General features: G+C 68.7%; 17 protein-coding genes. 8 read left to right on the top strand and 9 right to left on the bottom strand.

The window, feature by feature from the left end; translation table 11 throughout:
* Positions 1-20: 20 nt before the first annotated feature.
* From C7T91_RS05410 to C7T91_RS31390, 3 genes are all read right to left on the bottom strand, one after another.
* On the bottom strand, positions 21-2,051 hold the full coding sequence (locus C7T91_RS05410; RefSeq protein ID WP_108258294.1) for a M3 family metallopeptidase: 2,031 nt from the start codon (positions 2,049-2,051) through the stop codon (positions 21-23).
* A 74-nt stretch (positions 2,052-2,125) separates the two neighbouring features.
* The gene (locus C7T91_RS05405; protein WP_108258293.1) at positions 2,126-3,016 is read right to left on the bottom strand and encodes a HesA/MoeB/ThiF family protein; all 891 of its coding nucleotides are present in this window, start codon (positions 3,014-3,016) and stop codon (positions 2,126-2,128) included.
* Positions 3,017-3,171: 155 nt separating this feature from the next.
* The gene (locus C7T91_RS31390; protein WP_145962784.1) at positions 3,172-3,555 is read right to left on the bottom strand and encodes a hypothetical protein; all 384 of its coding nucleotides are present in this window, start codon (positions 3,553-3,555) and stop codon (positions 3,172-3,174) included.
* Between the two features lie 106 nt (positions 3,556-3,661).
* On the opposite strand from C7T91_RS31390, the gene C7T91_RS05400 reads away from it, so the two are divergent.
* From C7T91_RS05400 to C7T91_RS05390, 3 genes are all read left to right on the top strand, one after another.
* Complete coding sequence (locus tag C7T91_RS05400) at positions 3,662-4,561, top strand: LysR family transcriptional regulator (protein WP_108258292.1); 900 nt, start codon at positions 3,662-3,664, stop codon at positions 4,559-4,561.
* An 87-nt stretch (positions 4,562-4,648) separates the two neighbouring features.
* Positions 4,649-6,691, top strand: coding sequence for a hydantoinase/oxoprolinase family protein (locus tag C7T91_RS05395; protein ID WP_108258291.1), 2,043 nt, complete (start codon positions 4,649-4,651; stop codon positions 6,689-6,691).
* 5 nt (positions 6,692-6,696) lie between these two features.
* On the top strand, positions 6,697-8,670 hold the full coding sequence (locus tag C7T91_RS05390) for a hydantoinase B/oxoprolinase family protein (RefSeq protein ID WP_108258290.1): 1,974 nt from the start codon (positions 6,697-6,699) through the stop codon (positions 8,668-8,670).
* Between the two features lie 49 nt (positions 8,671-8,719).
* On the opposite strand, the gene C7T91_RS05385 is transcribed toward C7T91_RS05390, so the two are convergent.
* The 4 genes from C7T91_RS05385 to C7T91_RS05370 all read right to left on the bottom strand — a co-directional run bounded on the left by C7T91_RS05385 (position 8,720) and on the right by C7T91_RS05370 (position 15,052).
* On the bottom strand, positions 8,720-9,487 hold the full coding sequence (locus tag C7T91_RS05385; protein WP_201741960.1) for an SDR family NAD(P)-dependent oxidoreductase: 768 nt from the start codon (positions 9,485-9,487) through the stop codon (positions 8,720-8,722).
* Positions 9,484-11,481 carry a hydantoinase B/oxoprolinase family protein gene (locus C7T91_RS05380; RefSeq protein WP_108258289.1) on the bottom strand — a complete coding sequence of 666 codons (1,998 nt, stop codon included), beginning with the start codon at positions 11,479-11,481 and terminating at the stop codon, positions 9,484-9,486. The genes C7T91_RS05385 and C7T91_RS05380 overlap by 4 nt, the downstream gene beginning before the upstream one ends.
* Before the next feature lie 3 nt (positions 11,482-11,484).
* Positions 11,485-13,521, bottom strand: coding sequence for a hydantoinase/oxoprolinase family protein (locus tag C7T91_RS05375; RefSeq protein WP_108258288.1), 2,037 nt, complete (start codon positions 13,519-13,521; stop codon positions 11,485-11,487).
* Positions 13,522-13,765: 244 nt separating this feature from the next.
* Positions 13,766-15,052 carry an ABC transporter substrate-binding protein gene (locus C7T91_RS05370; protein ID WP_108258287.1) on the bottom strand — a complete coding sequence of 429 codons (1,287 nt, stop codon included), beginning with the start codon at positions 15,050-15,052 and terminating at the stop codon, positions 13,766-13,768.
* Positions 15,053-15,228: 176 nt separating this feature from the next.
* Here C7T91_RS05370 and C7T91_RS05365 point away from each other — a divergent pair, with 176 nt between their 5' ends.
* The gene (locus tag C7T91_RS05365; RefSeq protein ID WP_108258286.1) at positions 15,229-16,572 is read left to right on the top strand and encodes an NAD(P)-binding domain-containing protein; all 1,344 of its coding nucleotides are present in this window, start codon (positions 15,229-15,231) and stop codon (positions 16,570-16,572) included.
* A 172-nt stretch (positions 16,573-16,744) separates the two neighbouring features.
* Here the strand turns inward: C7T91_RS05365 and hisC are convergent, their stop codons facing one another.
* A complete protein-coding gene (gene hisC / locus C7T91_RS05360; RefSeq protein WP_108258285.1) occupies positions 16,745-17,845 on the bottom strand; it encodes a histidinol-phosphate transaminase in 1,101 nt (366 codons plus the stop codon).
* A 242-nt stretch (positions 17,846-18,087) separates the two neighbouring features.
* On the opposite strand from hisC, the gene C7T91_RS05355 reads away from it, so the two are divergent.
* Together C7T91_RS05355 and C7T91_RS05350 are read left to right on the top strand one after the other, a co-directional pair.
* The gene (locus tag C7T91_RS05355; RefSeq protein WP_108258284.1) at positions 18,088-18,399 is read left to right on the top strand and encodes a hypothetical protein; all 312 of its coding nucleotides are present in this window, start codon (positions 18,088-18,090) and stop codon (positions 18,397-18,399) included.
* Positions 18,400-18,479: 80 nt separating this feature from the next.
* Positions 18,480-19,499, top strand: coding sequence for an aldose epimerase family protein (locus C7T91_RS05350; protein WP_236637993.1), 1,020 nt, complete (start codon positions 18,480-18,482; stop codon positions 19,497-19,499).
* Between the two features lie 54 nt (positions 19,500-19,553).
* Here C7T91_RS05350 and C7T91_RS05345 read toward each other — a convergent pair whose 3' ends face one another.
* The gene (locus C7T91_RS05345; protein WP_236637992.1) at positions 19,554-20,303 is read right to left on the bottom strand and encodes an ABC transporter permease; all 750 of its coding nucleotides are present in this window, start codon (positions 20,301-20,303) and stop codon (positions 19,554-19,556) included.
* Between the two features lie 181 nt (positions 20,304-20,484).
* Here C7T91_RS05345 and C7T91_RS05340 point away from each other — a divergent pair, with 181 nt between their 5' ends.
* The gene (locus C7T91_RS05340) at positions 20,485-21,063 is read left to right on the top strand and encodes a YqaA family protein (RefSeq protein WP_108258519.1); all 579 of its coding nucleotides are present in this window, start codon (positions 20,485-20,487) and stop codon (positions 21,061-21,063) included.
* A 19-nt stretch (positions 21,064-21,082) separates the two neighbouring features.
* Positions 21,083-21,562, top strand: coding sequence for a disulfide bond formation protein B (locus C7T91_RS05335; protein WP_108258282.1), 480 nt, complete (start codon positions 21,083-21,085; stop codon positions 21,560-21,562).
* The last annotated feature ends 9 nt before the right edge of the window (positions 21,563-21,571 follow it).

Genomic DNA, 21,571 nt, shown 5'->3' with positions numbered 1-21,571 from the left:
CAGGCCGGCGCCCCGCAGGATCAGGCCGCGTCGGGCAGGAGGCCGCGCCCCTTCAGCAGCGCCTCCGGGCCCGGCATCCGGCCGCGGAACGCCCTGTAGAGCTCCGCCGGATCGGCCGAGCCGCCGACCGAGAGGATGTTGCGCTCGAGGCTCGCGGCGGTGTCGTTGTGGAAGGCGTCATCCTGTTCGAGGAAGGCCTCGAAGGCGTCCGCATCCATCACCTCGGACCACATGTAGCTGTAGTATCCGCTGGAATAGCCGTCGCCCGAGAAGACATGGGCGAAATGCGGCGTGGCATGGCGCATGGTGATCGCATGCGGCAGGCCGAGCCCGTCGAGCACCTCTTTCTGGCGCGCCATGATGTTCTCGGGCGCCGTGCCGGAATGGAAGTCGAGATCGACCAGTGCCGAGGCGACATATTCCACCGTGGCGAAGCCTTGGCCGAAATTCTTGGCCGCCAGCAGCCGGTCCAGCATGTCCTGCGGCATCGGCGCGCCGGTCTCGGCATGGGTGGCGAATTCCTGAAGCACCTGCGGGACCTCCAGCCAGTGCTCGTAGAGCTGGCTCGGCAACTCGACGAAATCGCGCGCCACCGAGGTGCCGGAGACCGAGGAATAGGTCACGTCCGACAGCATCTGGTGCAGGGCATGGCCGAATTCGTGGAACAGCGTCCGCGCGTCGTCATAGCTCAGCAGCGCCGGTTTCCCGGCAGGCGGCTTGGCGAAGTTGCAGACATTGACCACCACCGGGCGGATGTCGCCGGCCAGCTTCTGCTGGTCGCGGATCGCCGAGCACCAGGCGCCCGACCGCTTCGAGCCGCGGGCGAAATAGTCGCCGATGAAGACGGCAAGGTGGCGGCCGTTGCGGGTCACTTCCCAGGCGCGGCAATCGGCATGGTAGAGCGGCACGTCGAGACGCGCGAATTCGAGCCCGAACAGCCGGTTGGCGCAGGTGAAGGCCGCTTCGATCATCCGGTCGAGCTGCAAGTAGGGCTTCAGCGCCGCCTCGTCTAGGTCGTGTTCGGCCGCGCGCTGCTTCTCGGCATAGTAGTGCCAGTCCCAGGGCTCCAGGTCGCCGTTCACCCCGTCCTCGTGCATCATCTGCGCGAGTTTCGCGGCATCGGCCTCGGCCTGGGCCTTGGCGGGCGCCCAGACCTGCATCAGCAGGTCGCGCACCGCCGCCGGGGTCTTGGCCATCTCGGTTTCCAGCTTGAAGGCCGCGAAGCTGTCATAGCCCAGGAGCCGCGCGCGTTCCTCGCGCAGCTTCAGGATCTCGGTCGCCACGCCGCGGTTGTCGGTCTCGCCGCCATTCTCGCCGCGCGCCACCCAGGCGCGGAACGCCTTTTCGCGCAGGTCGCGGCGCGGGCTGAATTGCAGGAAGGGCGTGATCAGCGAGCGCGACAGCGTCACCACGGGGCCGTCCTGCTCCTTCTCCTCGCCGGCCGCCCGGGCCGAGGCGGTGACGAAGTCCGGCAGGCCCTCGAGGTCGTCCTCGGACAGGGGCATGAACCAGCTGCGCTCGTCGGCCAGCAGGTTCTGGGTGAATTGCGTGCCGAGCACGGCGAGCCGCGCGGTGATCTCGGCCAGCCGCTCGCGGTCGGCGCCTTCGAGCTCGGCGCCCGAACGGACGAAGCCCCGCCGGGTCAGCATCAGCAGCCGCGCCTGTTCCGGCGTCAGGTCGAGCCGTTCGCGCTGCTGCCAGAGCGCATCGACCCGCGCGAAGAGCCGCCGGTTCATCGAGACTTCGGAGGAATAGGCCGCCAGCGCCGGGGAGAACTCGCGCATCAGTGCCTCGCGCTCGGGATTCGAGTCGGCGCCCGCCATGTTGTAGAACACGCCCAGCACCTTGTTCAGCAGCCGGTCGGCCAGCTCCAGCGCCTCGATCGTGTTGGCGAAGCTGGGCGGCTCGTCATTCTCCGCGATTGCCGCGATTGCCGCGCGTGACTGCGCCATCGCCTCGTCGAAAGCCGGGCGGAACTGGGCGTCCTCGATGCGGTCGAAAGGCGGCAGGTCGAACTCGGTGGTCCAGTCTTCGGTCAGCGCGTTGCTCATTGCGGGACTCCTTTTCCCCAAGAGCTAAGCCGTGATCCTGCCAATGGCGAGAGGGCGCGCGGAATTTTCCGCGCTCAGGCGCCACGGCCCTGGCAGGCCGGGCAATCGGCGCGCGGTTTCAGCCGCAGCTTGCGGTTTTCGCCCCAGAGCGCATCATAGAGCACCATCTCGCCCCTGAGCGGCTGGCCTGCGTCGGCGAGGAACTTCAGCGCCTCGACCGCCATCATCGAACCGATGACGCCCGGCAGCGGACCGATCACGCCGGCCTCGGCGCAGGTCGGCACCAGCCCGGGGGCGGGGGGCTCGGGGAAGACGCATTGATAGCACGGGCCGCCCCTCGCCGGGTCGAACAGGCTCAGCTGGCCTTCCCACTGGGTGATCGCGCCCGAGATCAGCGGCGTCGCGGTGTCCGCGCAGGCGCGGTTGACGAGGTAGCGGGTCGCGAAATTGTCGGTGCCGTCGAGCACCAGATCGTACTCGGCGATCAGCTCGGCGGCGATGTCCTCGTCGAGGCGGCGGTGATAGGGGCGGATCAGGACATGCGGATTGATCTCCTTCAGCGCCATCTGCGCGGAGAAGACCTTGGGCATGCCGAGGCGGTCGGCGGTGTGGATGATCTGGCGGTGCAGGTTCGAGACATCGACCGTGTCGTCGTCGACCACCCCGATCGTGCCGACGCCCGCGGCGGCCAGGTATTGCAGCACCGGCGCGCCCAGACCGCCCGCGCCGATCACCAGCACCCGGGCGCGCTTCAGCTTCATCTGTCCCGGCCCGCCGACCTCGCGCAGCAGGATCTGGCGCATGTAGCGGTCGAGCTCGGCATCGGAGAGCGGCGCCTGCGGATCGGGTTCCGGATCCGGCACGGGCTCGGGGTCGCGGTTCTCGGGCCGGACGCGGGATTTCAGCGCCCTGATGCCGCGGGCATAGCCGAAGGCGAGCGCGCCGGCCCTGCCATCGCGCTGCATTGCAGGAGGGGCCCGGGGGGACGGACACGGCCTGGCGGCCGTCCGGCAGGAGGATATTCCGGGGAAGGGAAGGATGGCGGCAGCCCAGGGGAGGAGGAGCGGGCTGCCGCCGAATTCCGCAGTTCAGGGAGGAGGAGGAACCGCAGAAGAACTCGTCAACTGATAGCGCTACCATAGCCGGCGCGCTGCGTCGCGGCAATCGCTTGGGGTGCAGATCCGGCATGATGCCGGTGCATGGCGATGGCGCGGAGGTTGCCCGGCCCCCATGAGCAGGGCGCCTGCGGCCGGCGGATGCGCGGCAGCGTCCAACGGGGCGGGCGGGCCGCTTTCATGATGCGGGCTGGAGCGCGTGGCGCCGGGCGGAGGTGACCGGAGATGGGCCTTGTTGCGCAAATCGAGGGGATCGCCGCGCCCAGCCCGGCATAGCCGGCGCCGATGATCGCCACGTCGGCGGTTTCCGGCAGCGGCGCCTCGGGCAGCGGCGCGGGCCGCGCGGCCTCCCACCAATATGGGTCCGATTTGGGCAGGGGGGCGGTCATCTTGCGGTCTCCGGTTGCAGTTCGGCCCGAGCTTCGGCCGGGCGGGTTGCCATGTCCAAGACAGGCTGGCTAATAGCCTATAAGGCAAAACTATGAGGGTCCTCCCATGCGCGCACGCCAGCTGGAAGTCTTCTGCATGATCATGCGCTGCGGCACGGTGACCGGGGCGGCGGCGATGCTGAACATCTCGCAGCCCGCGCTGAGCCAGGTGCTGCTGCATGCCGAGGACGAACTCGGTTTCAAGTTGTTCAACCGCGTGAAAGGCCGGCTGGTGCCGACCCAGGAGGCCGAGGAGCTCTATCCCGAGGCCGAGCGGATCTTTTCCGAGCTCGGTGCGCTGCGCCGCCGCACCCAGGACATGCGCCATGGCCGGACCGGGCTGGTGCGGCTCGCCGCCTCGACGCCGCCCTCGCTGTCGATCGTGCCCCATGCCATGGCCGCCTTCCGCGACGAGCATCCCGAGATCATCGTGCGGTCCCTGATCGCGCCCTATCTCAACATCGTCGACATGCTCCGGAACAACGACGCGACGCTTGCCGTGGCGATGAACAACCAGGCGGTGCACGATCTGGAGGTCGAGACGGTGGGCCATGCCGAGATGGTCTGCCTGATGCCGCAGGACCATCCGCTGGCCGCGAAATCCGAGATCCGCTTCCCCGACCTGGCGGAGGAAACGCTGATCTCCTACCGGGTGAACACGCTGCCGGGCCGGGCGCTGGCCGGGGTCGCGGCGGCCGAGGGCATGAGCTACGCTCCCGCCATCGAGATCGACGTCTCGATGACCGCCTTCCCCTTCGTGCGCCAGCGGCTCGGCGTCGCGATCCTCGACGGGCTCGTGCCCTGGGCGGATTTCCCGGGCATCGCGGTACGGCCGTTCCGGCCGGTGACGCGCATGCCGATCGCCATCCTGAGCAATGCCGACCGGCCGCTCTCGGCCAGCCACAAGATGATGCGCGACCACCTGCGCGCCGCCTGCAAGCGGCTGGAGGAGGCGCAGAACCGATAAGCTGGGGTTATCGGCTGGCGCTTTTTTCCGCTTGGACCTCTGCCGCCCGTCCCGGCCAGTCTGGGGACGAGCAGGAGAGAGAGCCCCATGAGCTGGAAACTGGGCGTCGATATCGGCGGCACCTTCATCGATTTCTGCGCCTTCGAGGCGGAGACCAACCGGATCTGCACGCTGAAGGTGCTGACCACGCCCGGCGCGCCGGGCCAAGAGCTGGGCACCGGCATCCGCCTGCTGCAGGACCGCCACGGCGTCGATCCCGCGTCTATCGACGGCTTCATGCACGGCACCACGGTCGGCATCAACACGATCATCCAGCGCAAGGGCGCCAAGCTGGCGCTGGTGACGAATGCCGGGTTCGAGGACGTGATCGAGCTGGCGCGGCTCAGGATGCCGCAGGTCTATTCGCTGTTCTGCACCCGCCCCGAGCAGCTGATCACCCGCGACATGGTCTTCGGCATCGCGGGTCGGATGCTGTCGGACGGGCGCGAGGAGACCGCGCCGGATCTCGCGGCATTGCCGGGGATCGTCGAGGCGATCCGCGCCAAGGGGGCGGACGGCATCATCGTCGCCATGCTCCACGCCTATCGCGACCCCGCGCAGGAACAGGCGGTGAAGGCGGAACTGGCGCGGCTCGCCCCCGATCTCTATGCCTTCGCCTCCGCCGAGGTCTGGCCGGTGATCCGCGAATACGAGCGCACCACCACGGCGATCCTGAACGGCTACGTCCATCCGCGCATTGCAGGCTATCTCGACGGGCTCTACGCGACCTTGGACGAGCTTGGCGCCCCCGCGCAGCCCTTGCTGACCAAGTCGAATGGCGGGCTGATGCAGGCCGAGGAGGGGCGGACGGCCTGCGTGAACATGCTCTTGTCGGGCACGGCCTCCGGCGTCATCGGCGCAGCCTGGCTGGCGCGGCAGGCAGGAGAGGACCGCATCCTGACGCTGGATATCGGCGGCACCTCGGCCGACCTCGCCGTGATCATCGACGGCAAGCCGCAATTCGGCACCGGCGAGATGATCGGGGACTTCCCGCTGCACGTTCCTTCCGTCTCCGTCAGCTCGATCGGCGCGGGCGGCGGCTCCATCGCCTCGGTGGACGGGTTCGGCGTGCTGAAGGTCGGCCCGGAAAGCGCGGGCTCCACCCCCGGGCCGGTCTGCTATGGCCGCGGCGGCACGCAGCCGACGATCACCGACGCCATGGCCGTGATGGGCATTCTGGGACACTCGGCCATCGCTTACGGCCAGCTCTCCATGGACGTCGGCGCCGCCCGCGCCGCCATCCAGCCGCTGGCCGATGCCATGGGCCGCAGCATCGAGGCCACGGCGGAGGCCATCGTCGAGATCGCCGTTTCCGAGATGTTCGTCGAGGTCGAGAAGATGGCCGCGCGCTACGGCATCGACATGCGCGACTTCACGCTGGTGCCCTTCGGCGGGGCCGGGCCCTTGATGGGGGCCTTCCTGGCGCGCGAGATCGGCTGCGCCAAGGTCATGGCGCCGCGCCGTCCGGGCGTCGTCTCGGCGCTCGGCGGGCTGGTGGCGGATCTGAAGAGCGACTTCATCCGCACTGTCTTCGAGGAGGTCGGATCCGGCGCCATGCCGCGGCTCAAGCGCGCCCTGGCGGAACTGGAGGCCGAGGGGGAGGCCTGGCTGCGGCAGGGGCAGGGATTCGACGGTCCGGCCCTGTCGCAGGTCACCGCCGACCTGCGCTATGCCGGGCAGAGCTTCGAGCTGGAAACTGCGCTCGACCCGGCATGGATCGCCGGGGGCAACCATGCCGCCATCGCCGCCGCCTTCCATGCGCGCCACGAAGAGGTCTACGAATTCAACGATCCGGGCACGCCGGTCGAGCTGATCAACCTGCGGCTGGTCAAGATCGGCCAGCGTCCGGGGCTGGAAACGCCGCCCGCGCCGCTGACGGAGGCCGGGGCGCTGCCCGAGCGGCTGATCGAGGTCTGGCTCGACGGCGCCTGGCGCGAGGTGCCGCTGTTCCTGCGCGAGGCGCTCGAAGCCGGGCACCGCTTCGCCGGCCCCGCCATCGTCGCGCAGGAGGACACCACCTTCGCCATCCCGGCGGGCTTCTTCGCCCGCGTCGACGGCCATCTCAACATCATGCTGGAACAGGAGGCGTGAGCGCCATGCTGGACAAGGTCACCCTCCAGATCCTCGCCAATCACAGCCGTGCCGCCGCCGAGAACATGGCGCACACGCTCTACCGCACCGCGCATTCGACCTTCGTCAAGGAGACCGAGGATTTCACCGTGATGATCCTCGATCCGCAGGGCCGGACCATCGCCGTGCCGATGGATCTGGGCGCGACCTGGCATGTCGGCATCACCTATGACGGCGCGATCGACATGATCGGGGACTACCGGCCCGGCGACATCGGCTTCACCAACGATCCCTATTCGGGCTTCGTCGCCACCCATGCGCCCGACACGCATCTGTGGATGCCGGTCTTCCACGAGGGCGAAATCGTCTGCTATGCGGCGGGCCACATCCACAATACTGACATGGGCGGGGCCGTTGCGGCCTCATTGTCCAGATCCCTGACCGAAATCCATCAGGAGGGCATCCGCTTCCCGCCGATGAAGCTGGTGAACGAGGGCGTGATGGACGAGCAGGTCATGCGCATCATGACCGCCAATGTGCGCAAGCCCGACCTGAACATCGGCGACACCAAGGCGCTGATCGGCGCGCTGAAGACCGGCGCGAAGAAGGTCGAGGGCATGATCGCCAAGTTCGGCGTGGACACTTTCCGCGCCGGGCTCGACGGCATGCTCGACTATGCCGAGGCGCAGGCGCGCGAGATCCTGGGCTCGATCCCGGATGGCACCTACACCTTCTGCGACTATGCCGACGAGGATGCGCAGGGCGGCAACCCGGTGCGGCTGAAGCTGGCCCTGACCATCCGCGGCGAGGAGGCGGTGCTCGATTTCACCGGCTCGGACCCGCAGCTTGCCTCCTCGCTGAACGTGCCCACCGGATCGGACCCGCGCCACACGCTCCTGATGGTGGGAGTCTATTACGTGCTCTACACGCTCAACCCGAAGATCCTGCTGAATACCGGGCTGACGCGGCCCTTCACCTGCATCGCGCCCGAAGGCTCCGTCCTGAACCCGGTCTTCCCGGCAGCGGTCGGCATGCGCTCGCTGACCTGCGCGCGGCTGCGCTCGCTGATCTTCGGCGCCTTCGGTCTGGCCATCCCCGAGCGGATGCCCGCCGCGCCGGCCGGGTCCTCCTCGATCGTCAACGTGATGACCACCGACGAGCGCACGCGCAAATCCGTGATTGCGGCGATCAACCCGGTGGTCGGCGGCGGCGGCGGCATGCCGCATCGCGACGGCTCGAACGGCTCGGGCGCGGATGCCGCTTACCTGAAGAACACCCCGATCGAGATCACCGAGACCGAGACCCCGGTCCGGTTCGAGCGCTACGGTCTCCTGCAGGATTCGGGCGGCGCCGGGCGCTGGCGCGGCGGGCTGGCCACCGTCATGGAGTTCCGGGTTTTCACGCCGGGCACGCGGATCACCGCGCGCAACCGCGACCGCTCGGTCTTCCGGCCCTGGGGGATCCTCGGCGGCCGCGCGGCCGGGCCGTCGGACATGATGATCAACCCCGGCAAGCCGAACGAGCAGCCGCTGGGCAATACCGACATCGCCGTGCTTCAGCCCGGCGACGTGCTGCATATCCACTCCGCCGGCGGCGGCGGGCGCGGCTCGCCCCTGGAGCGGGAGCCATGGCGCGTGCTTTTGGATGTCGAGCGTGGCTATGTCTCCGAAAGCGCGGCGCTGGCGGATTACGGCGTGGTCCTGCGCGGCGGCGCGGTGGACGAAGAGGCGACGGCCGAGCGCCGCCGGGCGATGGCCCCGCGCATGGGGCAGGGGCATTTCCGCTTCGGTCCCGAGCGCGAGGCCTTCGAGGCGGTCTGGACCCCTGCCGCCTATGACCAGCTGACTGCCATTCTCGATGCGCTGCCGCTGCATTGGCGCTTCTTCGCCAAGACCGAGATCTTCCGCCGGATGGAGGGCGACGTTCTGGCCGCGCTCGGCGCGGTGCGGGCGGATTTCCCGGACTTCCCGTCTATCGCTCTGGCCGAGGCCGCGGAATGACGGAGGGCGCCCCGGCGGAACCGGGGCGCCCTTTCCGCAGGACGGCAGGTCAGCGGATGTAGCTGCCGCCGTTCAGGTCGATGGTCGCGCCGTTCACGGCCATGTTGGCGGGGATCAGGCAGAAGCCGACCGTTGCCGCCAGCTCCTCCGCCGAAACCAGCTGTCCGGTCGGGATGTCCGAGGCCGTGGCCGCGTAGCCGTGCTCGGCAATGTAGGCCTCCGCCATGCCCGCATGGACGAAGCCGGGCGAGACGGTGACGGCGATCACCCCGTCCTTCGACCAGTTGCGCGCCACGGATTTCGTCAGGTTGATCAGCGCGGCCTTGGAGGCGCCGTAGGGCAGGTAGTCCTCCATGTAGCCGCGCTGCGCCGCGCGGCTGGCGATGGAGACGATCCGCCCGCCGCCATTGGCGCGGAAATGCGGCAGCGCCGCGCGCAGCATGTCGGCGGGGGCGAGCAGGTTGACCGCCATCTCCAGCTCCCAGGCACCGCGCCACGGCCCGTGATCGCCGCCGATCAGCGCTTCGGTGCGCAGGCCTGCATTCATCACCATGCCGTCGATCCGTCCGGCTTCGGCCAGAGCGTCGTCCCAGAGCTGCGTCGGTCCTTCGCGGGTCGCGAGATCGCCCTGCACGATCCAGCCCGCGCCGCCGATCTCCGACAGCAGCCCTTCGGCCCGCTCCCGGTTCGATGCGTAGTGGATCACGACCTTCGCGCCTGCTGCGGCGAGACAGGCCGTTATGGCCTGCCCGATTCCGCCGGTGGCGCCGGTCACGAGGAAGGTCCGGTCGGCGAGGCTTCCGGGGGCGAGGATCACAGCGCCACCTCCGGCAGTTCGGGGAAGCGCGCGCGCAGCTTGGCATAGGCCCCGGTCACCGCAGAGATGTCCTCCGGCGTTGCGGGCAGCGTGTCGCCGACCTCGGCAAAGATCGCGTGCTTGGCGAAGTAGCGCCAGTTCACGGGAATGCCCGCGAGGATCGTGGTCAGTGCCGCATAGCGCGGACGTGTCCAAACTGCTTCATAGGCTTCGCGGGCCGGGCCATAGCCTGTTTCCGGCGGCCGGGACGCCGCGATCTCGGCGCGCAAGGTGGCGGTGGAAGCCAGATCCGCCTCTCCCTCCGCATTGACGATCACCCCGTATTGCAGCTTTGCATTCTCCACCGAGACGAAGCCCTTGGCGACATCCGCCGCGACCTCCTCGATCGGCCGTTCCAGCGGGTCGCCATAGCCGCCGGCGCCCGGACCCTGCAGGCGGATGATGTCGCCCGGCGCGCAATGGACGATGTCGACCGAGCCCAGCTCCTCGGGGCTGTCGCCCTCGGGGTTGCGGGTGAAGCGGGACGGCCGCCCGGCCTGTCCGCCTGCAAGACCCCAGGCAGCGAAGCGCGAGCGGTCGCGGTTCCGCGCCGTGACCATCGACTGCGGCGCGGCCAGCGAGAATTCCATCTCCAGCGCCGAGCCGCCGCGGTAGCGGCCCGGGCCGCCGCTGTCGGGCACGAGGCCGTAGCGCAGGATCTCGATCGGCACCTCGGCCTCGTTGATCTCCACCGGCGTGTTCTTCAGGAAGGACATGTTGGCGCCGCAGCCCTCTGCGCCGTCGGCGAAGGGGCCGCCGCCCGCGCCGCCGCCCACGGGTCCAATCGAGGCCATGACGGAGCGGCCGTCCCTAGTCGAGGTGCGCACGTTCAGGATAGACACGCCGTTGCCGGGCGAGGCCGGGAGCTTGTCGGGCACGATCTGGGCAAAGGCGCCCAGCACGGCGGTCTGCGCCAGGTTCGACAGCAGCGAGCGCATGCCGACCGCGGCGGGCTTCACCGGGTTCACCACCGAGCCCTCGGGCAGGATCGCGGTCACGGGACGCACGAGGCCGTAATTCAGCATCATCGTCGGGTCGAGCGCATAGAGCGCATACATCACGCCGACCATGGCCAGCGAATGGCGCGGGTTGCCGCCCGTCGGCATGTTGAGCGACGAGACAAGCTGCGGGTCGGAGCCGGTGTAATCCACCTCCAGCTCGTCGCCCTTGACCCGGAGCGTCACGCAGATGCGGACCGGATAGCCACCGGTCTGGTCCTCGTCGGCGTAATCCGCGAAGAAATACTCGCCGTCGGGCAGTTCGGAGATCACCGCGCGGCTCTGGCGCTCGGCATAGTCCATCAGCTTCGCCAGACCGGCCTTGAAGCCGGAGGGACCGAAGCGCTTGACGATGTCCTGCATCTTGCGGACGCCGACCTCGGTGCAGGCGATCTGGGCCTGCAGGTCGCCGTGGTTCTGCTCGGGCAGGCGCACGTTCGTTTCGATCAGCGCCAGCAGGTCCTCGTTGAGCTTGCCGTCGCGCAAGAGCCGCATCGGCGGGATGCGCAGGCCCTCCTGATGGACCTCGGTCAGCGTGCGGCTGAGAGAGGCCGGGACCGCGCCGCCGACATCGGTGTTGTGGATGTGGTTGCCGACGAAGCAGACCAGCTCGCCCTCATGGAAGACCGGCCGCCACATGTGCAGGTCGGGCGCATGGGTGGCGACGAAGCCGCTATAGGGGTCGGAGACGACGCAGATGTCGCCTTCGCGGTAGTCGAAGCGGTCGATCACGCCGGAATAGTCCAGACCTGTGTACCAGGTCGCGCCCATCGTGGTCGGCGAGGCGACGGTCAGGCCCTCAGGCGAGAGGATCTGGCAGGAGAAATCTTCGGTCTCCTTGACGAAGGTCGAATGCGCGGTGCGCATGAGCGTGTAGCCCATGCTTTCGGCGGCGGCGGCGCAGAAATTGGCGAGGACCTGGATATTGGCCGCGCGGGCCTGGGTGTCGCGGGGCATGGCTCAGGCCTCCTCGGAGATGCGCAGGTTGGAGAAGCGGTCGGTATCCAGCCGGAAGCCCGGCGGGATCACCGTGGTGGTGTCGTCCTGCAGCACGATGGCCGGGCCCTTCAGCCAGTGGCCGGGCTTCAGCTCGGTGCGGCGGTAGAGGCTGACCTCCCGGGCGGCGCCATCGACGCGGATCGTGGTTTGCCCGATGGGCGCGGCCTCGGCCGCGACCGGTTCGGCGGTCTGCAGGACGGGCTTCGCCGTGGTCCCGGCGATGACGAGGCGCAGGGCGATGACCTGGACGGTGGCTTCAGGATCGGCATGGCCGTAGAGGCGGCGGTGCTCTTCGTGGAAGGCCTCGGCCAGCGCGGCGCCGTCACCGGCCAGCATTTCCGGCGTCAGCGGCGTCTCGATCTCGAAGCTCTGGCCGCGGTAGCGCATCTCGGCGGAATGCAGGATCGTGTAGTTCCCGGCATGGCCCTGATCCTCGACCAGCCATTGCTTTGCGGCGGTTTCCATTTCGGCGAAGGCCTCCGCCAGAGAGGGGAGCACGTCAGGCGTCAGGTCGGCATAGACCGTGCGCAGGAAGTCGTTCTTCACGTCGGCAATCAGCCCGCCGAGCGCCGAGAGCACGCCCGGCGTCGTCGGCACGACGACTTCGCGCATGCCGAGTTCGCGGGCGAGGAAGCAGGCCAGCATCGGGCCGGCCCCGCCGAAGGCCAGCATGGAGAAGTCGCGCGGGTCGATGCCGAAGCGCGAGACCAGGCCGGAGACGCCCGCGAACATGGACGAGACGGCGATTTCGATGATGGCCTCGGCGGTGTCCTCGACGCTCTGCCCGGTGGCCCCGGCCAGGGGCTCGATGGCGGCGACGGAGAGGGCGCGGTCGACGGTGACGGTATCGTAACCCAGCCCCGAATGGCCGACCATGCCGAGCGCGACGAAGGCGTCGGTGATCGTCGCCCGCGTGCCGCCCTTGCCGTAGCAGGCCGGGCCGGGGGTGCTCCCTGCGCTTTCCGGGCCGACGCGCAGCACGTTCTGGCGGTCGACCCAGGCGATGGAGCCGCCGCCTTCGCCGATCGAGCTGACCGAGACCGAGGGGATGTAGATGCGGAAATCGCCGATCTGCTCGCCGGTGCCGAAGGCGGGCTTGCCGTCCTCGATCACCGCCACGTCGGCCGAGGTGCCGCCGATATCGAGGCTCATGCAATTGCCGATGCCCGCGATCCCCGCAACATAGGAGGCGCCGATCACGCCCGAGGCGGTGCCCGACAGGATCATGTCGACGCACTGGCTCTTGCCTTCCTCGGCGGTCATCAGCCCGCCATTCGACTTGGTCAGCCGCGGCTCCGGCGTGACGCCCGCGCCTTTCAGCGCGGCCTGCAGCTGGGTCAGGTAATGCGCGACGCGGGGCTGGACATAGCCGCCGATCACGGCGGTGATGGTGCGTTCGTATTCGCGGATGATCGGCCAGGTCTTCGAAGACAGGAACACCGGCAGGCCGGTCGCCTCTTCGACGATCTGCGCGACCTGCTCTTCATGGGCCGGGTTGCGATAGGCATGGATCAGCGCGATCACCACGCCCTCGGCGCCTGCCGCCTTGGCCGAAAGCGCGGCGGCGCGCACGGCTTCGGCATCGACCGGCGTCTTCTCGGCGCCTGTCGCGTCGAGCCGGCCGGGGATGCCCCAGACCATGTCGCGGGTGATCAGCGGATCGGGGCGCTTCGACAGGATGTTGTACATGTCGGGGATCTTCAGCCGCTCGAGCTCCAGCACGTCGATGAAGCCTTCGGTCGCGAAGAGCGCGAGCTGCAGCCCCTTGCGCTGGATCACGGTATTGATGCCGACCGTGGTGCCATGGGTGAAATAGCTGATGTCGCCGGGCGCGATGCCGTAGAGCTCCCCCGCCCGCGCGATGCCGCGGGTGACTTCGGCGCCGGGTTCGTCCGGGCGGGAAAAGACCTTCAGCGATTTCAGGTCGCCGGTCTGGTCATTGAAGAACGCGAAATCGGTGAACGAGCCGCCGATATCGACTCCGACACGATAGGACATGGATACTCCGTGGAAGCAGCGGCCGCGCCGGGCGCGGGCCGGAAGGGGAAGCCGCGGGGGAGCGCGGCGGAAACGGGGACGGGGGTCAGGCCACTTGTCTGGCAGAGGCCTCCCCGAGCTGCCGGGACGCGAAGTGGCAGGCGGCGCGTTCTCGCGAACATCGCGAACAGCGTGAGGGTTCTGTCCGGATGCCGTCTTTGCCGGTGCCTTCATGCGCCGTCCTCCGTCCTGTCCTGCCCGGCCGTCATGTGCCGCTCAGCGCGCGGTCGAGATCGGGCTTGTGGCGCTGGTGCCAGAGCTGGTCCACCGCGCCGAGTTCCTCCATCAGCACCGCGCCATGCGCCTCGAGCCAGCCGAGCACCGAGCCGAAGCCCTGGATGCGCGCCTTGCCGCCGCGGATCGCCACAACCGGCCAGTCGCCGACCAGCGCATTGTCGATGCCGTAGACTTCGGTGCCCCACCATTTCGCCATGCCGAAAGCGTGCGGCATCTGCCGTCCGCGTTTCATTGCCGCCAGCACCGAGGGCGCGGCCAGGCTGTCGGCGGTTTCGACCGCGGCATGCCACATGTCGAGGATCGCCGCGTATTCCCAGCTGACCGCGGTCCACTGGCCGGGAAAGCGGCGGCAATAGGCATCGTAGAAGGCGCGCGGGCGCCGGAAGAAGAATTCCGCATCTTCGAGCGCCGGATCGTCGAAATCCGGGAACTGGAAGGTGAAGCGTTCCATGAACGCCGCCGAGGTGCGCGCCACCAGCCTTTCGTAGCCGTCGCAGGTGCAGGAGAGGATTTCCCCGGCAAAGCCCGCGTCGAAGGCAGCGGCGGTCAGCGCGTCAACCATCGGCGGCGCCGAGCTGCACCAGCAAAGCACGTCCGGCTCCGCCGCCATCATCCCGGCGACGATCGCGGCGGCATCCGCTTCGGCCGGATCATAGCGGGTTTCGTGGACGATCTCGCGCCCGGCGACGCGGAAGGCGGCGCGGTAGGTGGCCAGCGAGGGCAGGCCCAGCCGGTCGTCCTGGGAACACAGCGCGACCCGGCGGGCCCCGGGGCGGCGTTCGGCCAGCCACTCGACGCCGGTGACATTGAAGAAGGGATGCACCTCGCTCGGCGCGATCAGGAACGGGTGGTCGGGCGAGAGATCCGAGGGCAGCAGCGTCGCGGTCAGCACCCGGCGGTCCATCAGATAGGCCAGCGCCAGCCCCATGCCGGCGCCGCCCAGCGTCAGCACCAGCCGGACCCGCTGGGTCTCGACCATGGTGCGCACGGCTTCGAGCACCGCCTCCTCGCCGCCGGAACTGTCCGCCGCGATCAGCTCGACATGGCGGCGGGTGCCCCCCGTCAGCAGGCCGCCATGTTGGTTGATCGAATCCGCCCAGATCCGGCAGCCGTCGAGGCCGGGCCGTCCCCAGGGTTCCTGCGGCCCCGAGAGCGGCACCAGCGCCCCGATCCGAACCGGCGCACGGTCGCGCACGCTCAGCCGCGGCAGGTTTCCGGTGGCCAGCAGCCGCTGCGCCAATGATGTCGTGACCAAATTCCCGCCTCCTGCCCAACGAATAGTCAAAAATCTTCCGCCCGGTCCGGAATCATATTCCCCGAAAGAAATTTCGTTGACCACCAGAAAATTTTGGACCACCCAAAACCAATAAGAGGAACCAATTTCTAATATTGGTCCAAACCAGAACCCGACAGAATGCAGGGAGATACTCCATGAAGAAACGTGTTGCCGTCATCGGTGCCGGCCCCTCCGGCCTTGCCCAGCTCCGCGCCTTCCAGTCCGCCGCCCAGAAGGGCGCCGAGATCCCCGAGATCGTCTGCTTCGAGAAGCAGTCGAACTGGGGCGGGTTGTGGAACTACACCTGGCGCACCGGCACCGACGAGCACGGCGAGCCGGTCCATGGCTCGATGTACCGCTATCTCTGGTCGAACGGACCGAAGGAAGGCCTCGAATTCGCGGACTATTCCTTCGAGGAACATTTCGGCAAGCAGATCGCCTCCTACCCGCCGCGGGCGGTGCTCTTCGACTATATCGAGGGCCGCGTGCTGAAGGCCGACGTGCGCGGCTGGATCCGCTTCTCCTCGGTGATCCGCTGGGTCGAGCATGATCAGGAGACCGGGCTGTTCACCGTCACCGTGCATGACATGGCCGAGGACCGGGTGTACCGCGAGACCTTCGACCATGTGATCGTCGCCTCGGGGCATTTCTCCTCGCCGAACGTGCCGGAATATCCGGGCTTCGACCAGTTCAACGGCCGCATCGTCCATGCCCATGATTTCCGCGACGCCCGCGAATTCGAGGGCAAGGACGTGCTGCTGGTCGGCGCCTCCTACTCGGCCGAAGACATCGGCTCGCAATGCTGGAAATACGGTGCGAAATCGGTGACCACCTGCTACCGTTCGGCGCCGATGGGCTTCGACTGGCCGGAAAACTGGGAGGAGAAGCAGGGGCTGGTCCGCGTCGAGGGCCGCACCGCCTTCTTCGCCGACGGCAGCTGCAAGGAGGTCGACGCGATCATCCTGTGCACCGGCTACCGCCATTACTTCCCGTTCCTGCCCGACGACCTGCGGCTGAAGACGGCGAACCGGCTGGCGACCGCCGACCTGTGGAAGGGCGTGGCCTATGTCCACAATCCGGCGCTGTTCTATCTCGGGATGCAGGACCAGTGGTTCACCTTCAACATGTTCGATGCCCAGGCCTGGTATGTCCGCGACATCATCCTCGGCCGCATCGAGGTGCCCGCCGACAAGCAGGTGCTGATGGCCGACGTGGCCGAGCGCGAGGCGCGCGAGGAAGCTTCGGACGACACCAAATACGCGATCCGCTATCAGGCCGATTACGTGAAGGAGCTGGTCGCCGAGACCGACTATCCGAGCTTCGACATCGACGGCGCCTGCGAGGCGTTCTTCGAATGGAAGAAGCACAAGGCCCAGAACATCATGGGATTCCGCAACAATTCCTACCGCTCGGTGATCACCGGAACGATGGCGCCGGTGCATCACACGCCCTGGAAGGAGGCGCTCGACGACAGCATGGCGGCCTATCTGGCCAACTGATCCCTGTCCAAGACTGCGGGGGCGCCGCCGCCCCCGTTCATTGACCGCCTGCCAAGGAGACCCGCCCGTGATCCCCGATCCGACCGGCCTGCCCTTCCGTACCGGCGCGCCGCTGGCCAGCCGGCCGCGCCGCGCCGCCGCCTTCCCCGGTCCGGCGGGCCGCTGCAGGGGGCTAGAGCACCGCGTCGAGCGCCTCGAGGAACTGCGCGCTGTCCGCGGGCAGGCCGACCGAGACGCGGAACCAGCTGTCATAGCCGGGCTGCTTCCACGGCTTGACGATGACGCCGTGATCGAGGAGCCGCGCCGCCAGCGCTGCCGAGGGCTGCCCGGCATCGACGAACAGGAAATTCCCGAGCGACGGCATCACCCGCAGGCCCCTGCCTGCCAGTTCCGCCGCCAGCCGGTCCCGCTCGGCCACCGTCGCGGCGACGCCCGCCTCCATATGGGCAGGGTCGTCCAGCGCCGCCAGCGCCGCGACCTGCGCCAGATGGCTGGTGTTGAACGGCGTCCGCACCAGGTCGAGGCCGCGGCGCAGCTCCGCGTCGTTGGTCGCGCCGAAGCCGATCCTGAGCGCCGCCAGCCCCCAGGCCTTGGAGAAGGTCCTGAGCACCACAAGCGGCAGCTTATGCGTGCCAAGCACCTCTGCCGCCGAGCGGAAATCGCCATGGGCGGCATATTCCACATAGGCCTCGTCCATCACCAGCAGCGTGCCGGGCCGCTGCGCCGCCAGCACCCGTTCCAGCGCCGCCGGGTCGAGCCACGCGCCCGCCGGGTTCATCGGATTGGCGATCAGCACCATCCGCACCGGCTCCGCCATGGCCGCCACCAGCGCATCGGCATCGACCCGGCCCTCGGGCGTCACGCCGATCCGCACGACCTCCGCCCCCATCATCAGCGCGTAATCCTCGTGCAGCGGGAAAGAGGGATAGAGCGTCACCACCTTGTCGCCGGGCCTGAGCACCGCGCGGGCCAGCACGTTCAGCAGATCCTCGGAGCCGTCGCCCAGCACCACCCAATCGGCGGGCACGCCCAGCAGCCCGCCGATCCGCGCCGCCAGCGCACGCCCCTGCGGATCGGGATAGAGATGCGTCGCCTGCGCCGCCGCCGCCAGCGCTTCGGCCACTTTCGGCGAGGCCCCGTGCAGGTTCTCGTTCGAACCGAGCTTGGCGACCCGCGTGACGCCCGGCCGCGCGGCGATCTCCGCGATCGTCAGGCCGGCATTGTAAGGGGCAAGCGCGGCCAGTTCCGGGCGCAGCAGGGAGTCGTCGGGCATCGGGCACCTCTTAATGTATAGACATGACTGACCAGACCGCACCGCCGAAGGCAAGCCCTGTCCCGCCCCGGCCGAAGAGCCGGGGCCTCCGCCGCGCCGGTCCTGCCCAAGCCGCGGGCAAATCCCTCCCGCCTTAGGTCCAGCCTGCGGTTTCCACCGGACCAGCACGCCCCGCCGATAGGCGCGGCCCCTGCCCGGGCGCTAGGACGGAGCCAGCCGAAACCACGAGACCGGAGCGCCCGATGTCCCTCGCCTTCGACCCTGCCGACCTGGCCCTGCCCACCGCACATTTCATCGGCGGGGAATTCGTCGCCGGCGAAGCCGCGCTCGATCTCGCGGCCCCCTCGGACGGACGCGCCCTGCCGCCGATCCCGAAAGCGGATGCCGGTCTGGTCGACCGCGCGGTCGAGACCGCCCGCGCCGCGCTCAAATCCTCGGGCTGGGCCGGCTGGCAGCTCTCGGCGCTGGCGGCCCAGGGCGTTCCGGCGCTCGAGGCCGACGAGGCGGCGATGACGGTGGCCGGGCTTGCCGCCGCGTGGAAGCGGCTCGGCTGAGCCTGCGGCGCCAAGGCTCTTGGACAATTTGACGGCTCCGGGCGAGACCGGGGCCGGACCATGCAAGCGGAGCGCAGACCATGATGGCATCGATGATCCCCGGCCTCTATCCCTTCGGCACGCGCCCCGACGGCCGGGCGGTGGAACGCGTGGTGCTCTCCGACGGCACGCTGGGCGTGGCGGTCCTGACCCAGGGCGCGATCCTGCAGGAGGTGCGGCTCAGGGGCGTCGACCGCAGCCTGGCAATCGGCACCGACACGGTCGGGCCCTATCTCGCGGAGATGCGCTCCTGCGGGTCGCTGATCGGGCCGGTGATCAACCGCATCTCGGGGGCACGGACCGTGATCGACGGCGAGGCCTTCGCGTTCGAGCGCAACCAAGACGGCCGGCATACACGGCATTCCGGGGCGGCGGGCACGCAGAACAAGCTGTGGGAGATCGCCGAATTCGACGACATCTCGGTGACGCTCGAGCTCGGCCTTGCGGATGGCGAGGGCGGCTTTCCCGGCAACCGTGCCGTTGCGGTGCGCTATGCGCTGGTCGCGCCGGGCGTTCTGGAGATGCGCCTCGCGGTCACCACCGACCGCACGACGATCGTGAATTTCGCCAATCACGGCTACTGGAACCTCGATGGCGGCGAGACCTATGACGGCCACAAGCTGACCGTCGCCGCGGACCGGCGCTGCGTCATGGGCGAGGGCTCGCTGGTCACCGGCGAGATCGCGCCGGTCGAGGGCAGCTTCTTCGATTTCCGGCAGGGCACCGTGCTGCATCCCGGGCAGGATCCGCAGATCGACCTCAATCTCTGCCTGGCCGAGCAGCGCCGCCCGCTGACCGATATCCTGACGCTGGAGGGACGCTCCGGCGTGACCATGACCGTGTCGAGCACCGAGCCGGGCGTGCAGATCTACGATGGCGCGAATTTCAGGGATGGCGGCGCGCCCGGCCATGACGGCCGCCGCAACGGCGCCTATTGCGGCCTGGCGATCGAGCCGCAGGGCTGGCCGGATGCCTGCAACCACCCGAATTTCCCGTCGATCCTCGTCAGGGGCGGCCGCGCCGCGGAGCAGGTGACGCGCTGGCGGTTCACCGCCCCCTGAGGCGGACCGCGCCGCAAGCGGATTGACCGCGGGGTTAACGCGGTCCCGGACGGCTCAGTCCAGCCGCTTGCGGAAGCGCGCCGAGGCGGCGGCCAGCCCGGCGAGCGCGAAGCCGGCGAGCCACAGCATCTGCGGCGCGATCTCCGCGAGCCCGGCATCGCGCAGCACGATCCCGCGGATCAGCCGCAGGAAATGGGTGACCGGCAGCAGGTTGGACAGCCATTGCGCGGGCTCCGGCATGCCCTCGTAGGGGAACATGAAGCCCGAGAGCAGCACCGAGGGCAGCACCACGAAGATGGTCATCTGCATCGCCTGCAGCTGGGTCTTCGCGATGGTCGAGAACACGAGGCCGAGCGACAGGCTCGCCGCGATGAAGAGCAGCATCCCCCAGAACAGCAGCCACAGGCTTCCGGCGATCGAGACGCCGAAGATGATCCGGCCGAGCCCGAGGATCAGGCTGGCCTGGATCAGCCCGATCAGCAGGTAGGGCACGATCTTGCCCAGCATCAGCTCGGCCGGGCGGACGGGGGTGTTGATCAGCATCTCCATGTTGCCCTGCTCGCTTTCGCGGACGATGGCGGCCGAGGTGAAGAGCACCATGGTCATGGTCAGGATGATGCCGACCAGCCCGGGAACGATGTTCACCTCGGTGCGCTGCTCGGGATTGTAGAAGAGCGCCACCTCGAAGGTCGGCACGGCGGCATTCTGCGGGCGGCGGAAGAGCTCGGTCAGCGGCATGGCGCGCAGCGATTTCAGCGCGGCGCCGATGGTCGGGTCGGCGCCGTCGACGATCCATTGCGCCACCGGGCGGGCGGTGGCGGTGTCGCTGCAAGCGCGGCGCCTCGGGACCTCAGGGCCAAATGCGATTCCCCTGCCTCGGCCCCCTCCGGCCGCCTTCTGCGACAGCGTGGCACAAGCCGCGGCAGCAAGATTGACCGCGGCAGGAAGCAAGGGCAATGAGGATCCGTTCAACAGGGTGCCGAGTATGATCCGCAAGCTTTACGACTGGACGCTGAGCCTGGCCGAAACCCGCTATGCGCTCTGGGCGCTCGCAGCGGTCTCCTTCGTCGAAAGTTCCGTTTTTCCGATTCCCCCCGACATCCTGATGATCCCGATGATCATCGCCGCGCCGCACCGCGCCTGGAGGATCGCCGCAGTCTGCACCATTGCCTCGGTGGCGGGGGCGCTGCTCGGCTATTACATCGGATGGGGCCTGTTCGAGACGGTCGGCCGCCCGGTGCTGGAATTCTACGGCAAGCTCGAATATTTCGACGAGTTCAAGGCGCGCTACAATGAATGGGGCGCCTGGGCGGTGCTGATCGCCGGGGTCACCCCCTTCCCGTTCAAGGTGATCACCATCACCTCCGGCGCCACCGGCCTGTCGCTGGCGATCTTCGTGCTGGCCTCGATCGTGGCGCGCGGCCTGCGCTTCTTCATCGTCGCCGGGCTGCTGTGGAAGTTCGGGCCGCCGATCCGGGATTTCATCGAAAAGCGCCTGGGACTGATGTTCACCGTCTTTTGCGTTCTGCTTGTCGGCGGCTTTGCCGTAGTGAAGTACCTGTGACGACCAACAGGACAGCCCGATGACGACCAAGATTTCCCGCCTTGCCGCCCAGACCGCCGGAGCGGGATCGCTCGCGCTCCTGCTCGGGGCCTTCGCCTTCCAGCATATCGGCGGGCTGAGTCCGTGCCCGATGTGCCTGTGGCAGCGCTGGCCGCATGCGCTCGGGGCGGTTCTCGGGCTGACCGTCGCCGCCACCGGCATCACCCGCCTGCCCGCGCTGATCGGCGCTGCCGCAATGACGGTCAGCGCCGGTCTGGGCGTGTTCCATTCCGGGGTGGAGCGCGGCTGGTGGGAAGGTCCGAACACCTGCACCTCGGGGCCGATCGGCGCGCTCAGCCCGGACCAGCTGATGGACCAAATCATGGCCGCGCCGCTGGTGCGCTGCGACGAGATCGCCTGGCAGATGTTCGGCCTGACCATGCCGAACTACAATGCGCTGATCTCGCTGGCGCTGGCGGTGCTCTGGATCGTCGCGTTCAGGACCGCGCGGCAACGCTGAGCCGCGCAG

The sequence above is a fragment of the Mangrovicoccus ximenensis genome, assembly GCF_003056725.1.
GTDB lineage: Bacteria > Pseudomonadota > Alphaproteobacteria > Rhodobacterales > Rhodobacteraceae > Mangrovicoccus > Mangrovicoccus ximenensis.
Note: the sequence above shows the minus strand (reverse complement) of the source record. Positions and strands in the feature narration are given on the sequence as shown.

Coding starts and splice junctions, on each gene's coding strand:
- C7T91_RS05410 (WP_108258294.1), bottom strand. CDS start 2,051: ATGAGCAACGCGCTGACCGAAGACTGGACCACCGAGTTCGACCTGCCG.
- C7T91_RS05405 (WP_108258293.1), bottom strand. CDS start 3,016: ATGCAGCGCGATGGCAGGGCCGGCGCGCTCGCCTTCGGCTATGCCCGC.
- C7T91_RS31390 (WP_145962784.1), bottom strand. CDS start 3,555: ATGACCGCCCCCCTGCCCAAATCGGACCCATATTGGTGGGAGGCCGCG.
- C7T91_RS05400 (WP_108258292.1), top strand. CDS start 3,662: ATGCGCGCACGCCAGCTGGAAGTCTTCTGCATGATCATGCGCTGCGGC.
- C7T91_RS05395 (WP_108258291.1), top strand. CDS start 4,649: ATGAGCTGGAAACTGGGCGTCGATATCGGCGGCACCTTCATCGATTTC.
- C7T91_RS05390 (WP_108258290.1), top strand. CDS start 6,697: ATGCTGGACAAGGTCACCCTCCAGATCCTCGCCAATCACAGCCGTGCC.
- C7T91_RS05380 (WP_108258289.1), bottom strand. CDS start 11,481: ATGCCCCGCGACACCCAGGCCCGCGCGGCCAATATCCAGGTCCTCGCC.
- C7T91_RS05375 (WP_108258288.1), bottom strand. CDS start 13,521: ATGTCCTATCGTGTCGGAGTCGATATCGGCGGCTCGTTCACCGATTTC.
- C7T91_RS05365 (WP_108258286.1), top strand. CDS start 15,229: ATGAAGAAACGTGTTGCCGTCATCGGTGCCGGCCCCTCCGGCCTTGCC.
- hisC (WP_108258285.1), bottom strand. CDS start 17,845: ATGCCCGACGACTCCCTGCTGCGCCCGGAACTGGCCGCGCTTGCCCCT.
- C7T91_RS05355 (WP_108258284.1), top strand. CDS start 18,088: ATGTCCCTCGCCTTCGACCCTGCCGACCTGGCCCTGCCCACCGCACAT.
- C7T91_RS05350 (WP_236637993.1), top strand. CDS start 18,480: ATGATGGCATCGATGATCCCCGGCCTCTATCCCTTCGGCACGCGCCCC.
- C7T91_RS05340 (WP_108258519.1), top strand. CDS start 20,485: ATGATCCGCAAGCTTTACGACTGGACGCTGAGCCTGGCCGAAACCCGC.
- C7T91_RS05335 (WP_108258282.1), top strand. CDS start 21,083: ATGACGACCAAGATTTCCCGCCTTGCCGCCCAGACCGCCGGAGCGGGA.